18 protein-coding genes are annotated in these 16236 nt (G+C 51.1%); 15 read left to right on the top strand and 3 right to left on the bottom strand.

Annotation, left to right across the window (positions count from 1 at the left end):
• The first annotated feature begins 133 nt into the window (after window positions 1-133).
• The 9 genes from A9165_RS09735 (at window position 134) to A9165_RS09695 (ending at window position 9040) form a co-directional block, all read left to right on the top strand.
• The gene (locus A9165_RS09735; RefSeq protein ID WP_065955727.1) at window positions 134-1213 is read left to right on the top strand and encodes a pilus assembly protein PilM; all 1080 of its coding nucleotides are present in this window, start codon (window positions 134-136) and stop codon (window positions 1211-1213) included.
• Window positions 1201-1794 (top strand): PilN domain-containing protein, encoded by a 594-nt coding sequence (locus A9165_RS09730; protein WP_008609015.1) that lies wholly within the window; start codon window positions 1201-1203, stop codon window positions 1792-1794. Before A9165_RS09735 ends, A9165_RS09730 begins: the two co-directional genes overlap by 13 nt.
• Window positions 1794-2393: a type 4a pilus biogenesis protein PilO gene (locus tag A9165_RS09725; RefSeq protein ID WP_008609014.1), complete on the top strand. Its 600-nt coding sequence runs from the start codon at window positions 1794-1796 to the stop codon at window positions 2391-2393. The genes A9165_RS09730 and A9165_RS09725 overlap by 1 nt, the downstream gene beginning before the upstream one ends.
• Entirely contained in the window at window positions 2390-2923 is a 534-nt protein-coding gene (locus A9165_RS09720; protein ID WP_008609013.1) for a pilus assembly protein PilP, read from the top strand. The genes A9165_RS09725 and A9165_RS09720 overlap by 4 nt, the downstream gene beginning before the upstream one ends.
• A 15-nt stretch (window positions 2924-2938) precedes the next feature.
• Entirely contained in the window at window positions 2939-5005 is a 2067-nt protein-coding gene (gene pilQ, locus A9165_RS09715; protein WP_008609012.1) for a type IV pilus secretin PilQ family protein, read from the top strand.
• 153 nt (window positions 5006-5158) lie between these two features.
• Entirely contained in the window at window positions 5159-5677 is a 519-nt protein-coding gene (gene aroK, locus A9165_RS09710) for a shikimate kinase AroK (RefSeq protein ID WP_008609011.1), read from the top strand.
• A gap of 22 nt (window positions 5678-5699) precedes the next feature.
• Entirely contained in the window at window positions 5700-6755 is a 1056-nt protein-coding gene (gene aroB, locus A9165_RS09705) for a 3-dehydroquinate synthase (protein WP_065955726.1), read from the top strand.
• Complete coding sequence (locus tag A9165_RS09700) at window positions 6755-8152, top strand: SPOR domain-containing protein (protein WP_065955725.1); 1398 nt, start codon at window positions 6755-6757, stop codon at window positions 8150-8152. The genes aroB and A9165_RS09700 overlap by 1 nt, the downstream gene beginning before the upstream one ends.
• 36 nt (window positions 8153-8188) lie before the next feature.
• Window positions 8189-9040 carry a Dam family site-specific DNA-(adenine-N6)-methyltransferase gene (locus A9165_RS09695; RefSeq protein ID WP_176714610.1) on the top strand — a complete coding sequence of 284 codons (852 nt, stop codon included), beginning with the start codon at window positions 8189-8191 and terminating at the stop codon, window positions 9038-9040.
• Here the strand turns inward: A9165_RS09695 and A9165_RS09690 are convergent.
• The 3 genes from A9165_RS09690 to A9165_RS09680 all read right to left on the bottom strand — a co-directional run bounded on the left by A9165_RS09690 (window position 9014) and on the right by A9165_RS09680 (window position 10246).
• A complete protein-coding gene (locus A9165_RS09690; protein ID WP_065955723.1) occupies window positions 9014-9208 on the bottom strand; it encodes a DUF2970 domain-containing protein in 195 nt (64 codons plus the stop codon). The two genes, A9165_RS09695 and A9165_RS09690, sit on opposite strands and share 27 nt — an antisense overlap.
• A 1-nt stretch (window position 9209) precedes the next feature.
• Window positions 9210-9449, bottom strand: coding sequence for a hypothetical protein (locus A9165_RS09685; RefSeq protein WP_065955722.1), 240 nt, complete (start codon window positions 9447-9449; stop codon window positions 9210-9212).
• 113 nt (window positions 9450-9562) lie between these two features.
• On the bottom strand, window positions 9563-10246 hold the full coding sequence (locus A9165_RS09680) for a TorF family putative porin (RefSeq protein WP_065955721.1): 684 nt from the start codon (window positions 10244-10246) through the stop codon (window positions 9563-9565).
• 226 nt (window positions 10247-10472) lie between these two features.
• Here A9165_RS09680 and rpe point away from each other — a divergent pair, with 226 nt between their 5' ends.
• From rpe to A9165_RS09650, 6 genes are all read left to right on the top strand, one after another.
• Window positions 10473-11147 carry a ribulose-phosphate 3-epimerase gene (rpe, locus tag A9165_RS09675; protein WP_065955733.1) on the top strand — a complete coding sequence of 225 codons (675 nt, stop codon included), beginning with the start codon at window positions 10473-10475 and terminating at the stop codon, window positions 11145-11147.
• Window positions 11148-11196: 49 nt separating this feature from the next.
• Window positions 11197-12201, top strand: coding sequence for a tryptophan--tRNA ligase (trpS, locus tag A9165_RS09670; protein ID WP_065955720.1), 1005 nt, complete (start codon window positions 11197-11199; stop codon window positions 12199-12201).
• 29 nt (window positions 12202-12230) lie between these two features.
• Window positions 12231-13022 carry a DUF6671 family protein gene (locus A9165_RS09665; RefSeq protein WP_065955719.1) on the top strand — a complete coding sequence of 264 codons (792 nt, stop codon included), beginning with the start codon at window positions 12231-12233 and terminating at the stop codon, window positions 13020-13022.
• A gap of 50 nt (window positions 13023-13072) precedes the next feature.
• Window positions 13073-14044, top strand: coding sequence for an L-threonylcarbamoyladenylate synthase (locus A9165_RS09660; protein ID WP_065955718.1), 972 nt, complete (start codon window positions 13073-13075; stop codon window positions 14042-14044).
• 18 nt (window positions 14045-14062) lie between these two features.
• Window positions 14063-14647, top strand: a complete 585-nt coding sequence (locus tag A9165_RS09655; RefSeq protein ID WP_065955717.1) for an aminodeoxychorismate/anthranilate synthase component II — start codon at window positions 14063-14065, stop codon at window positions 14645-14647.
• Between the two features lie 264 nt (window positions 14648-14911).
• Entirely contained in the window at window positions 14912-16129 is a 1218-nt protein-coding gene (locus tag A9165_RS09650; RefSeq protein WP_065955716.1) for an aspartate aminotransferase family protein, read from the top strand.
• The last annotated feature ends 107 nt before the right edge of the window (window positions 16130-16236 follow it).

Here is a 16236-nt window from a genome sequence, read left to right as displayed (position 1 = left end):
CACAATTAGGATCAGCTATTTAGTATATATTTATTAGACTGAGATTAAACGCTTTTTCTTGCCAAAAAATCGTGTCTAGGCTAAGAATACCTAGTATAAGAATAACTAACTAAAATAACGGCTGCAGGACGCTATGATCAAAAGCCTGTTTAGTAAACAAACGCCCGTAATGGTTGGGATTGATATCGGCTCTCACTCAGTGAAAGCGATACTGCTCAGTCAGCATAGCGGCTATTATAAAGTTGAAGCCTTCGCGGTTGAGCCGATGCAAAAAGGCGCTATGTCAGACCGTGAGGTGCAGGACATTGAAGCTGTCGGCAATGTGCTGGCAAAAATCCGCAAAAAAATTCCCCGCTCGGTGAAATTCGCTGCCACTGCTATTTCTGGCTCTACCGTAATCAGTAAAGTCATTTTTATGGATGTGTCCTTAACCGATGCTGAACTGGAAAGTCAGATTGAGGTTGAGGCTGATACCTTGATTCCTTATCCGTTAAACGAAGTCAGCCTGGACTTTGAAAAACTCGACGTTAATGAGTCCGATCCGTCGAAGGTCAACGTGCTGCTAAGTGCGGCCCGAACCGAAAGCGTTGAAGCCCGTGTTGCTGCGCTGGCAAACGGTGGTTTTACCGCTAAGGTTGTTGACGTCGAAAGCTATGCCCTGAGCCGGGCACATGAGCTTTGCCTGAACCAATTGCCGGCAGACGCCGGTTCTAAGGTGGTGGCGATGGTCGATATCGGTGCAACCATGACCCTTCTAAGTGTAGTTGAAGGCGGTAAAACGCTGTATACCCGGGATCAGGTATTTGGCGGTGAACAGTACACCCGCAGCATTCTGTCTTATTATAACAAGAGCTACGAAGAAGCAGAGTTAGCGAAAGTTACCGGTGATTTGCCCCCCAATTATACCTTTGAAGTGCTGGCACCATTCCAAACGATGCTATTGCAACAAATTCGCCGTGGTATTCAGATGTATCTGACCAGTAGCGGTAAGGACGCGGTGGATTATCTGGTGGTGTCGGGTGGCTCAGCGCTGATTGAAGGTATCGACAAATTACTGCTGGACGAGTTGGGTATCCATACCGTTATTGCTAACCCCTTTGCCAGTATGGAAGTGGCGACGGCAGTCGATCGTGACGCGCTCGACAATTGTGCACCGCAGTTGATGGTCGCCAGCGGCCTGGCATTGAGGAGTTTTACACCATGGCATATATAAACCTGCTGCCGTGGCGCGAAGCAGCCAGAAAAGAGCGGCAAAAAAACTATGTAATGCTATTGGCTCTGACAGCTTTGGTAAGCTTTCTGATTTTCTTTCTGATTAATATGATCTACAACGCCAGACTCGAAGGGCAGGCCAAGCGCAATCAATTTCTGGAAAGCGAGATCCGGGTGCTTGACCAACGTATCGCTGAAATTCGTAACCTGAATGAAACCAAACGCAGCCTACAACAGCGGATGACGCTGATTGAACAATTACAAAGCAGCCGTAATCTGGGCACCCAGGTGATGCTGGAAATTACCCGTATTGTGCCGGCAGGCGTCTATCTTACCCAACTGGAAAAGAAAGGTTCATCATTGTTATTGCTGGGTAAAAGCGAATCGAATAACCGGTTGTCGAATATGTTGCGTGAAGCGGAGCAGTCTGAATTGTTATCCACCCCTTACCTTGAGTTTATCGAGGCTGGCCGTGAACGCTCCTCATTGTTGAGTGATTTCCGGATGCACGTAAAAATCGAAGGTTATGATGCGTTAGAACAGCAAGCCCCTGTAGCAACCAGTGGGCAGGGGGGCAGATAATGGCTCTGAATATGAAGTTATCAGAGATTGATATCAATGACCTTGATCTCGAGAATATGGGGTCCTGGCCCTTAGCTGCGAAAGCCATTTTTGCACTGCTGGTTGCGGCCTTGGTATCAGTACTTAGTTATTATTTGCTGATTGACAGCAAAATTGATGAGTTGGCGGCAGCGCAGCAGAAAGAGCTGGAGTTGCGTCAGACTTATCAGAACCGTTACGCGTCCGCGGTAAATCTCGAGGCATACCGTGAACAAATGAAAGAAATGGAAGAAACCTTCGCGGTGTTGCTTAAACAGTTACCCACAACTCATGAAACGCCGGGCTTGTTGGACGATATTACCTACGTTGGTACCACCAGCGGTTTGACGTTCTTACGGATTAATTGGGAACCTGAGGTAGAAAAAGAGTTTTACACGGAATTACCGATCAAGATTGATGTGGTCGGGGATTATCACCAATTCGGTAACTTTGTCAGTGAAGTCGCTAAGCTGCCACGAATCGTTAGTTTACATGACTTTACCATTCAGGCTGATAAAGATAATAAACTCAGATTTAACGTCGTCGCCAAGACCTATCGCTATAAGGAGAGCATTCAATGAGAGCACTCCTGACAGCAGTAACGCTCAGCTTGCTACTGACCGGTTGCTTTGATGACGTCAGTGATATTCAGGCGCATATGGATGCGGTCAAGAATAATGCCCGCCCCCGGGTAGAGCCATTACCACAGGCGAAAGAGTTTACCCATATTCCATATAATGTGGGTAATGTACGTAGCCCCTTTACTGAACCCAGCCCGGAAGCGATACAAGACCGTATTGCCCAACAACAGGATTGCATCACGCCGGATCCGAACCGGCGTAAAGAGCCGCTGGAACGTTTCGCGCTGGATAATCTGCGGATGCGCGGGACCTTGGGTGATGGCGGGCAATTATGGGCCTTGATTGAATCAACAGATAAGGCATTACACAGAATAACGCTGAACAATTATATGGGGCTGTTTCACGGTAAGGTGATCAGAGTTGAACCCACCCATATGGATTTGTTGGAGCTGATCCCGGATGGTTCTGGTTGCTGGGTAGAACGAACCACCAGAGTTCAGATGTTCGATGCTGCAACAGCAGGTAACTAGGTGTGCGAGTAAATCATGGATAAATTAATTAAAAATAAAGCGGCAGGATTTAAAGGCAGCAGACTTGGTTTGTTAGCGTTGCTTGTCAGTGCTTTGCCTGCAACAGCAGCACCTTTACTTTATGAAGTTCGTTACAATCCGTTGTTAAACGGTGAGACGGAAATCGAGTTTGTATTTGATGAGCCATTGGTGCAGGAACCCCGGGTGCAACTATTACAGCAACCGGCCCGCTTGAGTGTGACCTTCCCAACGGCGGAGTTGGAGCAACGTCTTGCTAATGTTGCCGTTGGCCAGGCTGGCGTGTCGGCTGTCCGCTCAGCGCTGAATGACGAAGGCGTTAACTCCGTTATTGCGATGGACACGCTGAAAGTCTATCGCACCCGTCTGAATGATAATGTCTTCTCTGTGCACCTGGCCGATACACCTCAGGTTACCCGGCCAGGGAGCAGTTCTGAAATTAATCCAAGCTTTATCAATCAGCTACAAGCCATTGACTTCCGCCGTGGTGAACGTGGCGAAGGCCGGGTGCTGGTGTTTTTGAAAGAGAATGCCGCTGCTGTCGATGTTCAGGAACGCCTTGGCAAGCTGGAAATTGAATTCCACAATACCTCTATCCCGGATGAATTGTTGTATCAATTGGATGTGATGGACTTTGCCACTGTCGTAAAAGGCGTGGAGACTTTCCGTGACGGTACCTCAACCAAGCTGGTGATTGATGCTACTGAGCAGTTCACTTTCAATTATCAGCAGATCGACAATATTTTCACGGTCAATCTGGTGCGTGACACCACCAGTCGCAGTATTTTGGGTGGCGGGCGTGAATACAAAGGCCGGCCAATTTCACTAAACTTCCAGGATATTCCTATCCGCACAGTATTGCAGATTATTGCCGACTATAACGGCTTTAACCTGGTCACCAGTGATACTGTGACCGGCAATATCACCCTGCGCCTGGACGGCACACCCTGGGATCAGGCATTAGATATTGTACTGCGGGTTAAAGGCCTGGATAAGCGGATGGAAGGCAATATCTTAATGGTCGCACCGACCGAAGAGCTGGCAGCCCGTGAAGCGCGTGAACTGGAAGCGCGGCAACAGGTTGAGCAACTGGAGCCACTGTATTCTGATCTGATCCAGATTAATTACGCTAAGGCCGCCGATTTAGCAGGTTTATTATCGAACCGTGAAGCAACCTTGTTATCAGATCGCGGCAGCGTTGTAGTGGATGAACGCACCAATACCTTGTTACTAAAAGACACCGCAAAAAATATTGAAAGTGTACGCCGGCTGCTGGAACGCCTGGATATTCCGGTACGGCAGGTACTGATCGAGTCTCGTATCGTCACCGTGAACGATAATGTGACTGATGAGCTGGGGATCCGCTGGGGCTTTAGTGATCAGCAGAGCACCAGTGGTGGTAACCGCGGCGTTTCGGGTAATGCGCCGGGTGCGAACACTATATCTAACGGCGGTTTCCCGTCACTGGACGATCGTTGGAACGTCAATTTGCCGGTAGCGAATCCGGCCGGTAGTATCGCTTTCCATGTTGCGCGTTTGGCTGATGGTACCTTATTGGATCTTGAACTGTCTGCGTTAGAGCAGGAAAACAAAGGTGAAGTGATTGCCAGCCCGCGAATTACTACCTCAAACCAAAAAGAAGCCCGCATTGAGCAAGGTGTCGAGATTCCTTATGTTCAGGCTGCATCCAGTGGCGCAACGACCGTTGAATTTAAGAAAGCGGTATTAAGCTTGACGGTGACGCCACAGATTACACCGGACAATAAGATTATTCTGGATTTGGTGATTACCCAAAATACCCGTGGTGAAACGGTACAAACACCAACAGGTCCGGCAACAGCCATTGATACCCAGCAAATTATGACTCAGGTGTTGGCCGATAATGGCGAAACCATAGTACTGGGTGGGATTTATCAACAGCAAATCGTTTCTACCGTAAGTAAGGTACCGCTGTTGGGCGACATTCCTTATATGGGTGTATTATTCCGCAACAAGCGTGAGCTGAACGAAAAGAGCGAGCTGTTGATTTTTGTTACGCCGCGGATCCTGACGGAAGGGCAATAACTGAAGAGGCGCGGGGCTGACCCGCGCCTCTGATATTTAGCTTGCCAATCAAAGGCCATTCCTGACATAATTCAGCGCTTCAATTTTTCGTGGGAGCCTAACGGTCCTTGAATTCAACTTTCCTTTGAAATAGCTGACTTAGCAATACGACATATGGCAGAAAAACGTAATATCTTCCTCGTAGGCCCTATGGGTGCCGGTAAAAGCACTATAGGCCGTCATCTGGCAGAGATGCTTCACCTAGAGTTTTATGATTCCGATCAGGAAATCGAACGCCGTACCGGTGCAGATATTGCCTGGGTATTCGACCTGGAAGGTGAAGAGGGCTTCCGGGTCCGTGAAGAGAATGTCATTCAGGATCTGACTGAGTTGCAAGGGATAGTGCTGGCCACTGGTGGTGGCTCGGTATTAAGCAAGGAAACCCGTAATCGGTTGTCAGCACGGGGTATAGTGGTTTACCTGGAAACACCGATCGAGAAACAGGTCGCCCGTACGCAGCGCGATAAGAAGCGTCCACTGCTGCAAACCAAAGAAGAGCCAAAAGAAGTACTTGAGCGTCTAGCCGCTGAACGTAATCCACTCTACAGCGAGATTGCCGATCTGACAGTGCGTACTGATGAACAGAGCGCCCGGGCCGTCGCTAACCAGATTATTGAACAACTAGGTTTCTGATTTTCAGCACAGGGGGCTGCTTATGCAAACCGTTGCCGTACAACTTGGTGAACGCAGCTACCCTATCCAGATTGCCCAGGCCTTTCCTGCCTTACTACCTGAGATCGCCGCGGCTGAGCAGGTGGTAATTGTTTCCAATCCTACCGTCGCTGCGCGCTACTTACCGCAAGTGGAGGCGTTGTTTCAACATCCGTGCCGGCATTTTCTGGTCCCGGATGGTGAGGCCTATAAAACGCTGGCAACTTTCGAAATGGTACTTTCCTATTTACTGGAACAAAAGCTGTCACGGCAAGTAGTGCTGGTCGCATTGGGTGGCGGTGTGATTGGCGATCTGACTGGTTTTGTCGCTGCCTGCTATCAGCGTGGTGTGCGTTTTATCCAGATCCCAACCACCTTGCTATCACAGGTTGATTCCTCTGTAGGTGGTAAAACAGCGGTTAATCATCCGCTGGGTAAGAATATGATCGGCGCCTTTAAGCAGCCGGAGCAGGTATTAATCAGCACTGCAACGCTGGCCTCTTTGCCGCCACGTGAATTTGCCGCCGGTATGGCGGAAGTGATTAAGTATGCATTGATTAGTGATTTGCCGTTTCTGGACTGGCTAGAACAGCATGCAGATGCCATTTCTGCTCAGCAGCCGGCAACGCTGGCGGAAATGATCCGGCACTGCTGCCAGATGAAAGCCGATATTGTCAGCCGCGATGAAACAGAGCAGGGTGAGCGGGCTTTACTTAATCTCGGCCATACCTTTGGCCATGCGATAGAGGCTTTCCTCGGATACGGTGAATGGTTACACGGTGAGGCTGTCGCTGTTGGCATTCTGATGGCGCATCAGTTGGCGTTTAGCCGTGGTTATCTGCAACAGGCCGACGTAGAACGGGTGCGTAACATCCTGCAACACTTCAAGTTACCAGTGTCTGCGCCCGCAACAATGCGAATTGCAGATTTTCTGCCCTTTATGAAAACCGATAAGAAGGTTGTTAATGGGCAGCTACGCTTTATTTTGCCGGTCGCACTCGGTCGTAGCCAGATGCTCACTGATGTCAGCGAAACTGAATTGATGCAGGTATTCAACTGATGAAAATCAGAAGTTTGCAGCAACAGCTGGATCAGAACAGTTACCTGTTACCGTCACAGCGGGATCTGTTATCGCGTCTGCTATTTCAATTAGCGTTTAATGATTTTGATCGCCTTGCTATTGTTGGTGCCGCGGGCAGCGGTAAATCAACCTTAGCGCTGGTATTAGCTGAGTTGTTTTCTGAATGTCAGGAAATGCCGGTTAATGTTGCACTGGTGCAAAGTCCACTGTCATTACAGCAACTGAGCAAACAACTATCGCAGCAGTGGTTTGCCACTGAGCAGCTGGATGCTGAGTCCTTATTGGCGCGTTGTAGTACTGACAATGCCACTGAATACGTCTTATTGCTCGATGATGCGGATACGCTGGATTTGAGCTGCTGGGCATTGCTGGAACAATTACCGGCGCGGCTGTTTTGTTTTATATCGCAGCCTGATCCCAGGTTTCAGCTAAATCTGACGATCCCGGCGCTCTCCTTAGTGGATAGTCAGCAACTACTGCAAGAGCAGCAGTTAGACCCCTTAGCGCTGGCGGAGCGGTTTGCGCTTAGCCAGGGTAATCTGCATCTGTTGTTACAAATGCCGCTTAGTGCAACCAGAGACGGCGCTAGCAACACAAGTGTAACCAGAACGAAAAAGGTTGCGGCGCAAAGTGGATCTTTCCCCTGGTTGGCTGCCGTCGCCCTGATAGCGGTAGTGGCGATAGCCGCAGTAAGCTGGTTAGGGCATACGCCATCGACGACGCTACCGCCGCTACCGACAAGTACAGCAGCTGATACGGCTGTAACAGCAAATATCCCTCGTGCTGAATTGATGCCAGATCTGCCGGAGCAGTCACTGTCTACTGCGGAGATGATTGAGCCGGAAACGCCCGCTTTTGCGTCAGTAACAGTCTCTGAAACAACAGATCACGTTAACTTAGTAGCTGAACACAGTAGTGATGCGATACCTGAACAGGTTGCTGAGCCTGTGACAGCCGTTGCTACCGAAATACCCGTTGCAGCGCCTGAGCAAGCGCCAGTAACCATTAAGCCTACTCCTGAGGCGCAACCGCAAACGGTTAGAGCAACCGCCACAGTTAAGCCAGCCGGTTCAGCCGCAACAGCTTTGGCTGCACTGGCCGCGACTGAGCGACTGGTGCAATTGGCAGTATTATCTGATGAGGCAGCGTTAAAACGCTTTCAGCAGCAATACCCAGGCTTGCAGTATCAGCTGTATCAACGTCAGCAGCAGGGACGACAGCAGTGGGTGTTAGTCGCCGGCCCGTTTAAAAACAATGCCGCTGCCTCGGCCTATATTGCACAGTTACCGGCAAAGTTGCGTGACGCCGGCCCCTTTATCCGGACTGCGCGTTCGGTGCAGCAGGATCTTGCTGCTGCAACTCAGGATAATCGCTAAGTGCCGCCAAGAGTGCAACCAAAAGAGCCAGTAAAAATGCCGGCAAAAGTGCAACAGAAAAGTCGGGCATTTTTGAAATGGGCCGGCGGTAAGTTCAACCTGGTTAGTCAGATTGAGCAACAATTGCCGGGCGCAGCTTGTTTGGTCGAACCGTTCGTCGGGGCGGGCTCGGTGTTCTTAAATACCGACTATCCGCGCTACCGGCTAAATGACATTAATGCCGATTTAATTACACTTTATAAGACCTTACAGCATGATGCTGAACGCTATATAGCGGACGCCAGAAGTCTGTTTGTCGCCAGTGCAAATACCAAAGACAGTTATCTGGCGCTGCGCAAGCAATTTAATGAGCTGCAAGATCCTTATCAGCGCGCGCTGTTATTTCTTTACCTGAACCGCCATGGCTATAATGGACTTTGCCGCTATAATCTCAGCGGTAAATTTAACGTGCCCTTTGGCAGTTACAAGAAGCCGTATTTTCCGGAAGCAGAACTGTATTTCTTTGCGGAAAAGGCGCAGCGTGCGGTATTCAGCTGCCTGGGTTATCAACAAGTCTTTACCGATTTGCAAAGCGGCGATGCCGTGTATTGCGATCCGCCTTATGTACCCCTGAGTAAAACAGCCAGCTTTACCAGCTATGCCCGTCAGGGTTTTAGTCTGGATGATCAGGCTCAGCTGGCGATTTTAGCCGAACAAGCCCAGTTACGTGGTTGTAATGTATTGATTAGTAATCATGACACCACCTGGACCCGCAAAATATATCAACAGGCACGGCTGACCAGCATCGCAGTAGGGCGTTCGATCAGCCAAAATGGTCAGGGTCGGGGTAAGGTGCAGGAGTTGTTCGCTTATTATCCGGCGTTAGCGCAGCACGAGAAACACGATTAATAACAGTAGGGCGACGAAACAGAGCGCAGCAAAGATACCGGTCAGGATATAAGGTACAGCGCTTTGGCTTTGGAAGTCTTGCTGTCGCTGTTGCTCAGATTGTACCCCGATAAAAGCACCGAAAACCGCTTTAAGCACCTGCTTGAAGCTGGGTTTCGCCGCAGTCATGTCAGCTTTTTGGTGAACTGGCAGGTAGCAGTCGACTTACCAGTTCCAGAAAATCGACAAAGTGAAATTGTGTCGAACGGCTGTTACCAGAAAGCCAATTTAGCCAGTTATGCTGGATATCCTGACAGCTTGCTTGGGTTGAGGGTGAGCAGATCTTTTCAGCGTCCAGCTGCCAAACTACAAAAGCAAGCATGATGCCGCCTGCCAGAAGCAGAGACTTGCTTGTTTTGGTTAGTTTCATGTTAATTCCTGTTAACCTGATGCAGAGCTCTAATGATAGTAGATTCTTTCGCCAGACACAAGCTGATTAATTATTAGACGCTGGTGCTGGCGACAGATGACAGGCTTTAGCCGTTAGAATGCTTTGGAAACGCCAAAGATCACCCGGCTGTCACACAGGTTACAATCTTTGATATCAGTGTCGACGTAAGCCAGTGATAATCCCAGCCCCAGTACTTCGGTGCTTAGCGTTACGCCGTAATCCAGATAGCTGGATGAGCTGTCATCCGAGAACTCATTATGACCGACGTGGAAATCCACACTCAGGTTATCTGTCAGCGCTAAACTATAGCCGGCATAGACATAGTAATACTTGCCGCTATTGCCGTAGTAGTCATCGCTGTAAGCCAGGCCCAGCGTCAAATCCTGATAGCTTACCGAACCATAGAGTTCCCAGAAGTTCGACCCTTCGAATTCGGTGTTAGGGTAGCCATAACGCATAATACCAACATCAGCGCTCCAGCCCTCGGCGATATCACCGCTCCAGCCAAACAGCACGTCCAGCTCCAGTGTGCCCTGACCACCAAAATCGACGCTGGAGCCCCAAACCGACAGATACCAACCACTGTCAACGGCCAGGGTTAAGCCACCTTGTAATGCCGGCGCTTCTTCGGTTTGTGAGATACCACGGAAGGCGTAATCAGAAACAAAGGTCACATCACCACTGACTTCAACCGCTTGTGCCTGCGCACTGGCCAGGCTGGCTGTTAACAATAAACCGGATAAACCGGCCGCAGTGCATTTTTTGATCGATGTCATTGTTATTCCCCTTAGATTGGATTCAGCAAAGGAATTCCAAGATATATGCCAGATTATAAAGTTGATATATAACAGTAGTTTATTATAGTTATTGACCAGTATTACCATTTATACTGCTGCTTGCTGGTGCAGTGCTGCCTGATTTTTGTGCAATCATCAGCGGCCTTGGCTGCTTTCTGTGCCAGAATTGAGTAAAGTCTGGGTTTTGGATCGGGAAACCTGTGCTATGCAACCTTACTTAATTGCTCCCTCTATACTATCAGCCGATTTTGCCCGTCTGGGCGAAGATGTGAACAAGGTATTGGCCGCCGGTGCTGACGTAGTGCACTTTGATGTGATGGACAATCACTATGTGCCGAATTTGACGATAGGGCCTATGGTGTGTCAGGCGCTGCGTAACTATGGTATTACCGCGCCCATCGATGTGCATCTGATGGTTGAGCCGGTAGATAGCCTGGTGCCGCAATTTGCCAAGGCCGGCGCCAGTATTATTACCTTCCATCCGGAAGCCTCTAAACATATCGACCGTACCCTACAACTGATCAAAGACCATGGCTGTCAGGCCGGCCTGGTATTTAATCCGGCAACGCCACTCAGTTACCTAGACTATGTGCTGGATAAGGTCGATGTGGTGTTACTGATGTCGGTTAACCCCGGTTTTGGCGGTCAGAAGTTTATTCCGGCAACGCTTGATAAGCTGGCCGCAGTGCGTCAGCTGATTGATCGCAGTGGCTTGCCAATCCGGCTGGAAATTGATGGTGGGGTCACGGTAGCGAATATTGGTGAGATTGCTGCTGCCGGCGCGGATATGTTTGTTGCCGGTTCGGCCATTTTTAACAGCCCGGATTATGCTGCGACTATCGCACAGATGCGGCAGCAACTGGCAGCGGTAGCCGGTTAATGTATAATAGCGCTCTTTTTTTCGAACTTAACACAGGATTATGCACAGCATGAGCAGTAAACCCATAGTACTCAGTGGCGCCCAGCCATCCGGACAACTGACTATCGGTAACTATCTGGGCGCACTGCGGCAGTGGGATCAGATGCAGGATGACTACAACTGTCTGTATTGCATTGTCGATCTGCATGCGATTACTGTGCGGCAGGAGCCGGCAGCACTGCACAGTGCCTCGCTGGACAGTCTGGCGCTGTATCTGGCTTGTGGTATTGATCCAAAGCGCTCAGCTGTTTTTCTGCAATCGCATGTCCCTGAGCATAGCCAGCTGGCCTGGGTGCTGAACTGCTACACCCAGTTTGGTGAGCTGAGCCGGATGACCCAGTTTAAAGATAAGTCAGAGCGGCATAACAACAATGTGAATGCCGGTCTGTTTACCTATCCGGTGCTGATGGCGGCCGATATCCTGCTGTATCAGGCGAATCAGGTCCCTGTAGGTCACGATCAGAAGCAGCATCTGGAATTGGCGCGTGATGTCGCGCTGCGCTTTAATGCGCTGCATGGTGACATCTTTACGGTGCCGGAACCTTTTATCCCTCAGGTGGCTGCCCGGGTGATGAGCCTGCAGGAACCGACCAAAAAGATGTCAAAATCGGATGACAACCCTTGGAACTTCGTCGGCTTGCTGGAAGATCCAAAGATGATCAGCAAGAAATTTAAAAAAGCCATTACAGACTCTGAAGATCCGCCACGGGTATATTTCGACCTGGATAACAAGCCAGGCGTTGCTAACCTGCTGAATATTCTCAGCGGTGTTACCGGTAAAACGGTGGCGGCACTGGAAGCCGAGTATGAAGGCAAGATGTACGGCCATTTAAAAGGTGATGTTGCTGATGCGGTCATCGCCCTGCTTGAGCCGGTACAGCAAAAATTCCGTGACATCCGGGCCGACCAAACGTTAATGCAGCAAGTGATGCGCGAAGGTGCCGCCAAAGCCCGTGAGCATGCCAGCCGCACCCTGGCAGCTGTGAATGCTGCTGTAGGTTTTGTGGCGCCCTAAGCGCTACTGTTGTTGCCGGAGCTCCGCTGATGCAGCAGGTCGCCTTTCTGACCCAACATGGCAAGGTGCCGCTGCTGACCGAAGCCCTGGCGGCGCTGGGTTGGCAGATCCAGGCGGTCAGCGGTTTTGATACCGACTTGCTAGGCAGTTTTGCTGGTGAGCGGCCGCGTTTTATGACAGCGGCCGAATGCGCATTACGCAAAGCAACTCTCGCGGCAGAGTTATCCGGTTCGGCGATCGGTATCGGCAGTGAGGGCAGCTTTAATGCCGGCCCCTATGGTCTGGGTACCCTGAATCAGGAGTTGCTCTGCTGTGTCAATATTGACGAGGGCTGGGCAGTGACTGCAGTGGCACAGCAACTTTGTAGTGCCCGTAGCTGGCAGCTTACCGAAGCTGCCATGTTACAGACTATACTGCCCACGATCCCCGACGGACAACTGCTATTGGTAAAGCAGGGAGCTCGCCTGGAAAAGGCATTAACGCCGGCGCAGGCGCTGTTGTGCTGCGAGCAATGGTTAGCCGAGGGCGCGGTAACGCTCGAATATGACTTACGTGCCCACTGCAGTCCGGAGCGACAGCAGGTGATCCGGTTGGCGGCCGACAATTTGCGGCAACGGCTGCAACAACTTTGCCCGCGTTGCCATAAACCGGGGTTTTGGCCTGAGCTGCCGTTAGCCGGTTTACCTTGTGCCGACTGTGGTCTGCCAACGTCGCAGCCCCGCGGTCTACGTGCCTGCTGTCGCTACTGCGATTATCAGCAAGACTTTTTGCATAGCAGCGGTTTCGCCGATCCGGCCAACTGCCCGCAATGTAATCCATAGCGCGTGAAACCGCCTAAAATAGTACGGGTAACCGATGAAAAGAGTATCTGATGAAAACTGAGCTATTAGCTGCGGATCAGCCAGCAGATGTCAGCCGGGCGGCAGCCCTGCTGCAGCAGGGTGAGTTGGTGGCAGTGCCAACAGAAACTGTGTATGGTTTAGCGGCCAATGCGACAGATGCCGATGCGGTGGCGAAAATTTTTCAGGCCAAAGGTCGGCCGGCGGATCACCCCTTGATTGTCCATATTCCAACACTTGAAATGCTGGAACAGTTTGCGGTACAGATCCCACAAAGTGCCTATCAGCTGGCCGCTGCCTTTTGGCCCGGCCCCCTGACGCTATTGCTAAAAAAGGCGCCGCAAGTCAGCACTGTGGTGACCGGTGGTCTGGAAACGATCGGGATCCGGATGCCCGCACATCCGGCACTGCTGTCGTTGTTGCAACAAGCCAGACTGGCGGTTGCCGCGCCGTCGGCCAATCCCTATAAGAAACTCAGTCCAACCCGTGCCGCTCAGGTGCTGCATGGCATGGCCGGGAAAATTGCCGCCGTGCTGGATGGCGGACCGTGTGAGCATGGTCTGGAGTCGACCATTGTCGATTTAACCACTTCACCGCCGCAGATCCTGCGCAGCGGGCCGATAACGGCCGCGCAGCTGGAACAGGTGCTGGGGTGTGCCGTCAGCACACCGCGCGAGCACCAGGTTAAAGTGTCCGGTAATGTCGGTGCCCATTATCAGCCGAATACCCCTGTCTATTTGTTGCCATCTGATGCATTAATAGCGCAGCTTGCCAACAGTACCGTGCCTACTGCGGTACTGCATTTTAGTGCCTTGCCATTACCTGCGGTTAGTTACCAGCAACAGTTACCCGCCAGTGCGGCAGCTTACGGCCAACAACTTTATCACCAGTTATTTCTGGCCGATCAACAAGGCGTGGCGCAGATCCTGGTCGAGCTGCCCCCGCACAGCCCAGGCTGGGAAGCCGTGCAGGACCGTTTACGCCGTGCTGCCTGTCATGAGTAACAGCGACGGAATCATGTTATGTTGTTAATGATTGATAACTACGATTCCTTTACCTGGAATCTGGTGCAGTATTTTCAGGCACTGGGGCAGCAGGTGTTGGTTAAACGCAATGACGAGCTGTCATTGGCGCAAATCCGTAAGCTGGCGCCAGATTATCTGGTGATCTCACCCGGCCCGGGCAACCCGGATCAGGCCGGTATCAGTTTGAAAGCGATAGAACATTTTGCCGGCAGCTTGCCGATCCTCGGCGTTTGTCTGGGCCATCAGGCGATTGCCCAGGTGTTAGGGGCGAAAGTACTGCGCGCGCGTCAGGTGATGCATGGCAAAAACTCCCTGATTGAACACCAACAGCAATCGCTGTTTGCCGGTCTGCCAAGCCCGCTTAGCGTGACCCGCTACCACTCGCTGGTGGTGGCTGCCGAGACCTTACCTGCTGCGGCTGTTCACACTGCCTATACCGCTCCTGAGCCGGATGGCTGGCGGGATCTGATGGGGCTTTGGCTGCCCGAACTGCAATTACACGGTGTGCAGTTTCATCCGGAAGCCATTTTGACCGAACATGGTCGGACCATGTTGGCGAATTTTTTAGCAGTGACTGCTTAAGCTGTGTCGTCAACCGCAGCCAATTCTGCGCCAGCGCTGATGGCTGCTGCGTTAGACTGACAATCGCAGCCAATACAGTTGCTCAAGCCAGCGCTTAGTTATTCAAATCCTATGCAAATCTATCTGCAGGCCTTGTATTTTCTGGCTTGTACGGCTTTTTCCGGGCAAGACAACGCCTTTTAAATCTGTAATAATGCGTTTAAGGCCCTTTTATGGCCCACTTACAAATTTGTACCCGCCCGCATAAGAAGAGGACACGACAAAATGACTGCTGATATTCAGGTAACCAGAGCGCTGTTTGACGAAGTAATGGTGCCCAACTACGCCCCGGCAAAATTGATCCCGGTAAAAGGTCAGGGCGCCCGCGTCTGGGATCAGGAAGGTCGTGAATATATTGATTTTGCCGGCGGTATTGCAGTGAGCAGCCTCGGCCATTGTCATCCGGCACTGGTTAATGCACTGAAAACCCAGGCCGATAAGTTATGGCATCTGAGCAACGTGCTGACGAACGAACCTGCGCTGCGGTTAGCGAAGAAACTGGTTGAGCAGACCTTTGCCGAAAAAGTCTATTTCTGTAACTCTGGTGCTGAAGCGAACGAAGCGGCCTTTAAACTGGCCCGGCGCTGGGCACTGGATACCCATGGTGAGCATAAGAACGAAATTATCTCTTTCGCTAAGAGCTTCCATGGCCGGACCTTTTTTACCGTAACTGTGGGTGGTCAGGCATCGTACTCCGATGGTTTTGGTCCTAAGCCAGGCGCGGTGTTACATGCAGAATTTAATAATCTGGATAGTGTTAAAGCACTGATTTCCGATAAAACCTGTGCCATCGTGGTGGAGCCGATCCAGGGCGAAGGCGGTATTATCCCGGCGACGGCCGAGTTTCTGCAGGGATTACGCCAGCTGTGTGATCAGCATAACGCCCTGTTGGTGATGGACGAAGTACAAACCGGCGTTGGCCGTACCGGCAAGCTCTATGCCTATATGAACTATGGTGTAACGCCGGATATCCTGACCAGTGCCAAATCTCTAGGCGGTGGCTTCCCGGTAGGGGCTATGCTAACGACCACTGCCATTGCTGCTCATCTGAAAGTCGGTACTCATGGCAGTACCTATGGTGGTAACCCGCTGGCCTGTGCTGTTGCTGAAGCGGCGATCGATACTATCAACACCGCGGAAGTATTAAGCGGCGTGCTGAAGAACGAGCAGATCTTCCGTGAATGTCTGCAAGCCATCAATGAAAAGTACCAGGTGTTTACCGAGGTGCGTGGCAAAGGCATGCTGTTGGGTGCGGTGTTAAATGAAAAGTATAAAGGACGGTCACGTGATTTCTTCCTGGCCGCGGCCGATCAGGGCTTATTTGCGCTGGTTGCCGGCACCGAGGTGGTGCGTTTTGCGCCATCACTGGTGATTACTGAAGACGAGATCCGCGAAGGTATGCGCCGCTTTGAAGCCGCGGTGCAGCAAGTTACTGCCGCCTGATCTGACAGGCTCCAAAGGTGACACTAAGAGCACCGGAGCCGGCAACCTCGTTTGCCATAACCATATTACTTTAAAGCAAGCAAAATGACTCATGGTACAACAGCGGC

The sequence above is a fragment of the Alishewanella sp. HH-ZS genome (assembly GCF_001704375.1).
Lineage (GTDB): Bacteria > Pseudomonadota > Gammaproteobacteria > Enterobacterales > Alteromonadaceae > Alishewanella > Alishewanella aestuarii.
The sequence above is the reverse complement of the archived record's forward strand: the minus strand, read 5'-3'. Positions and strand labels throughout refer to the sequence as shown.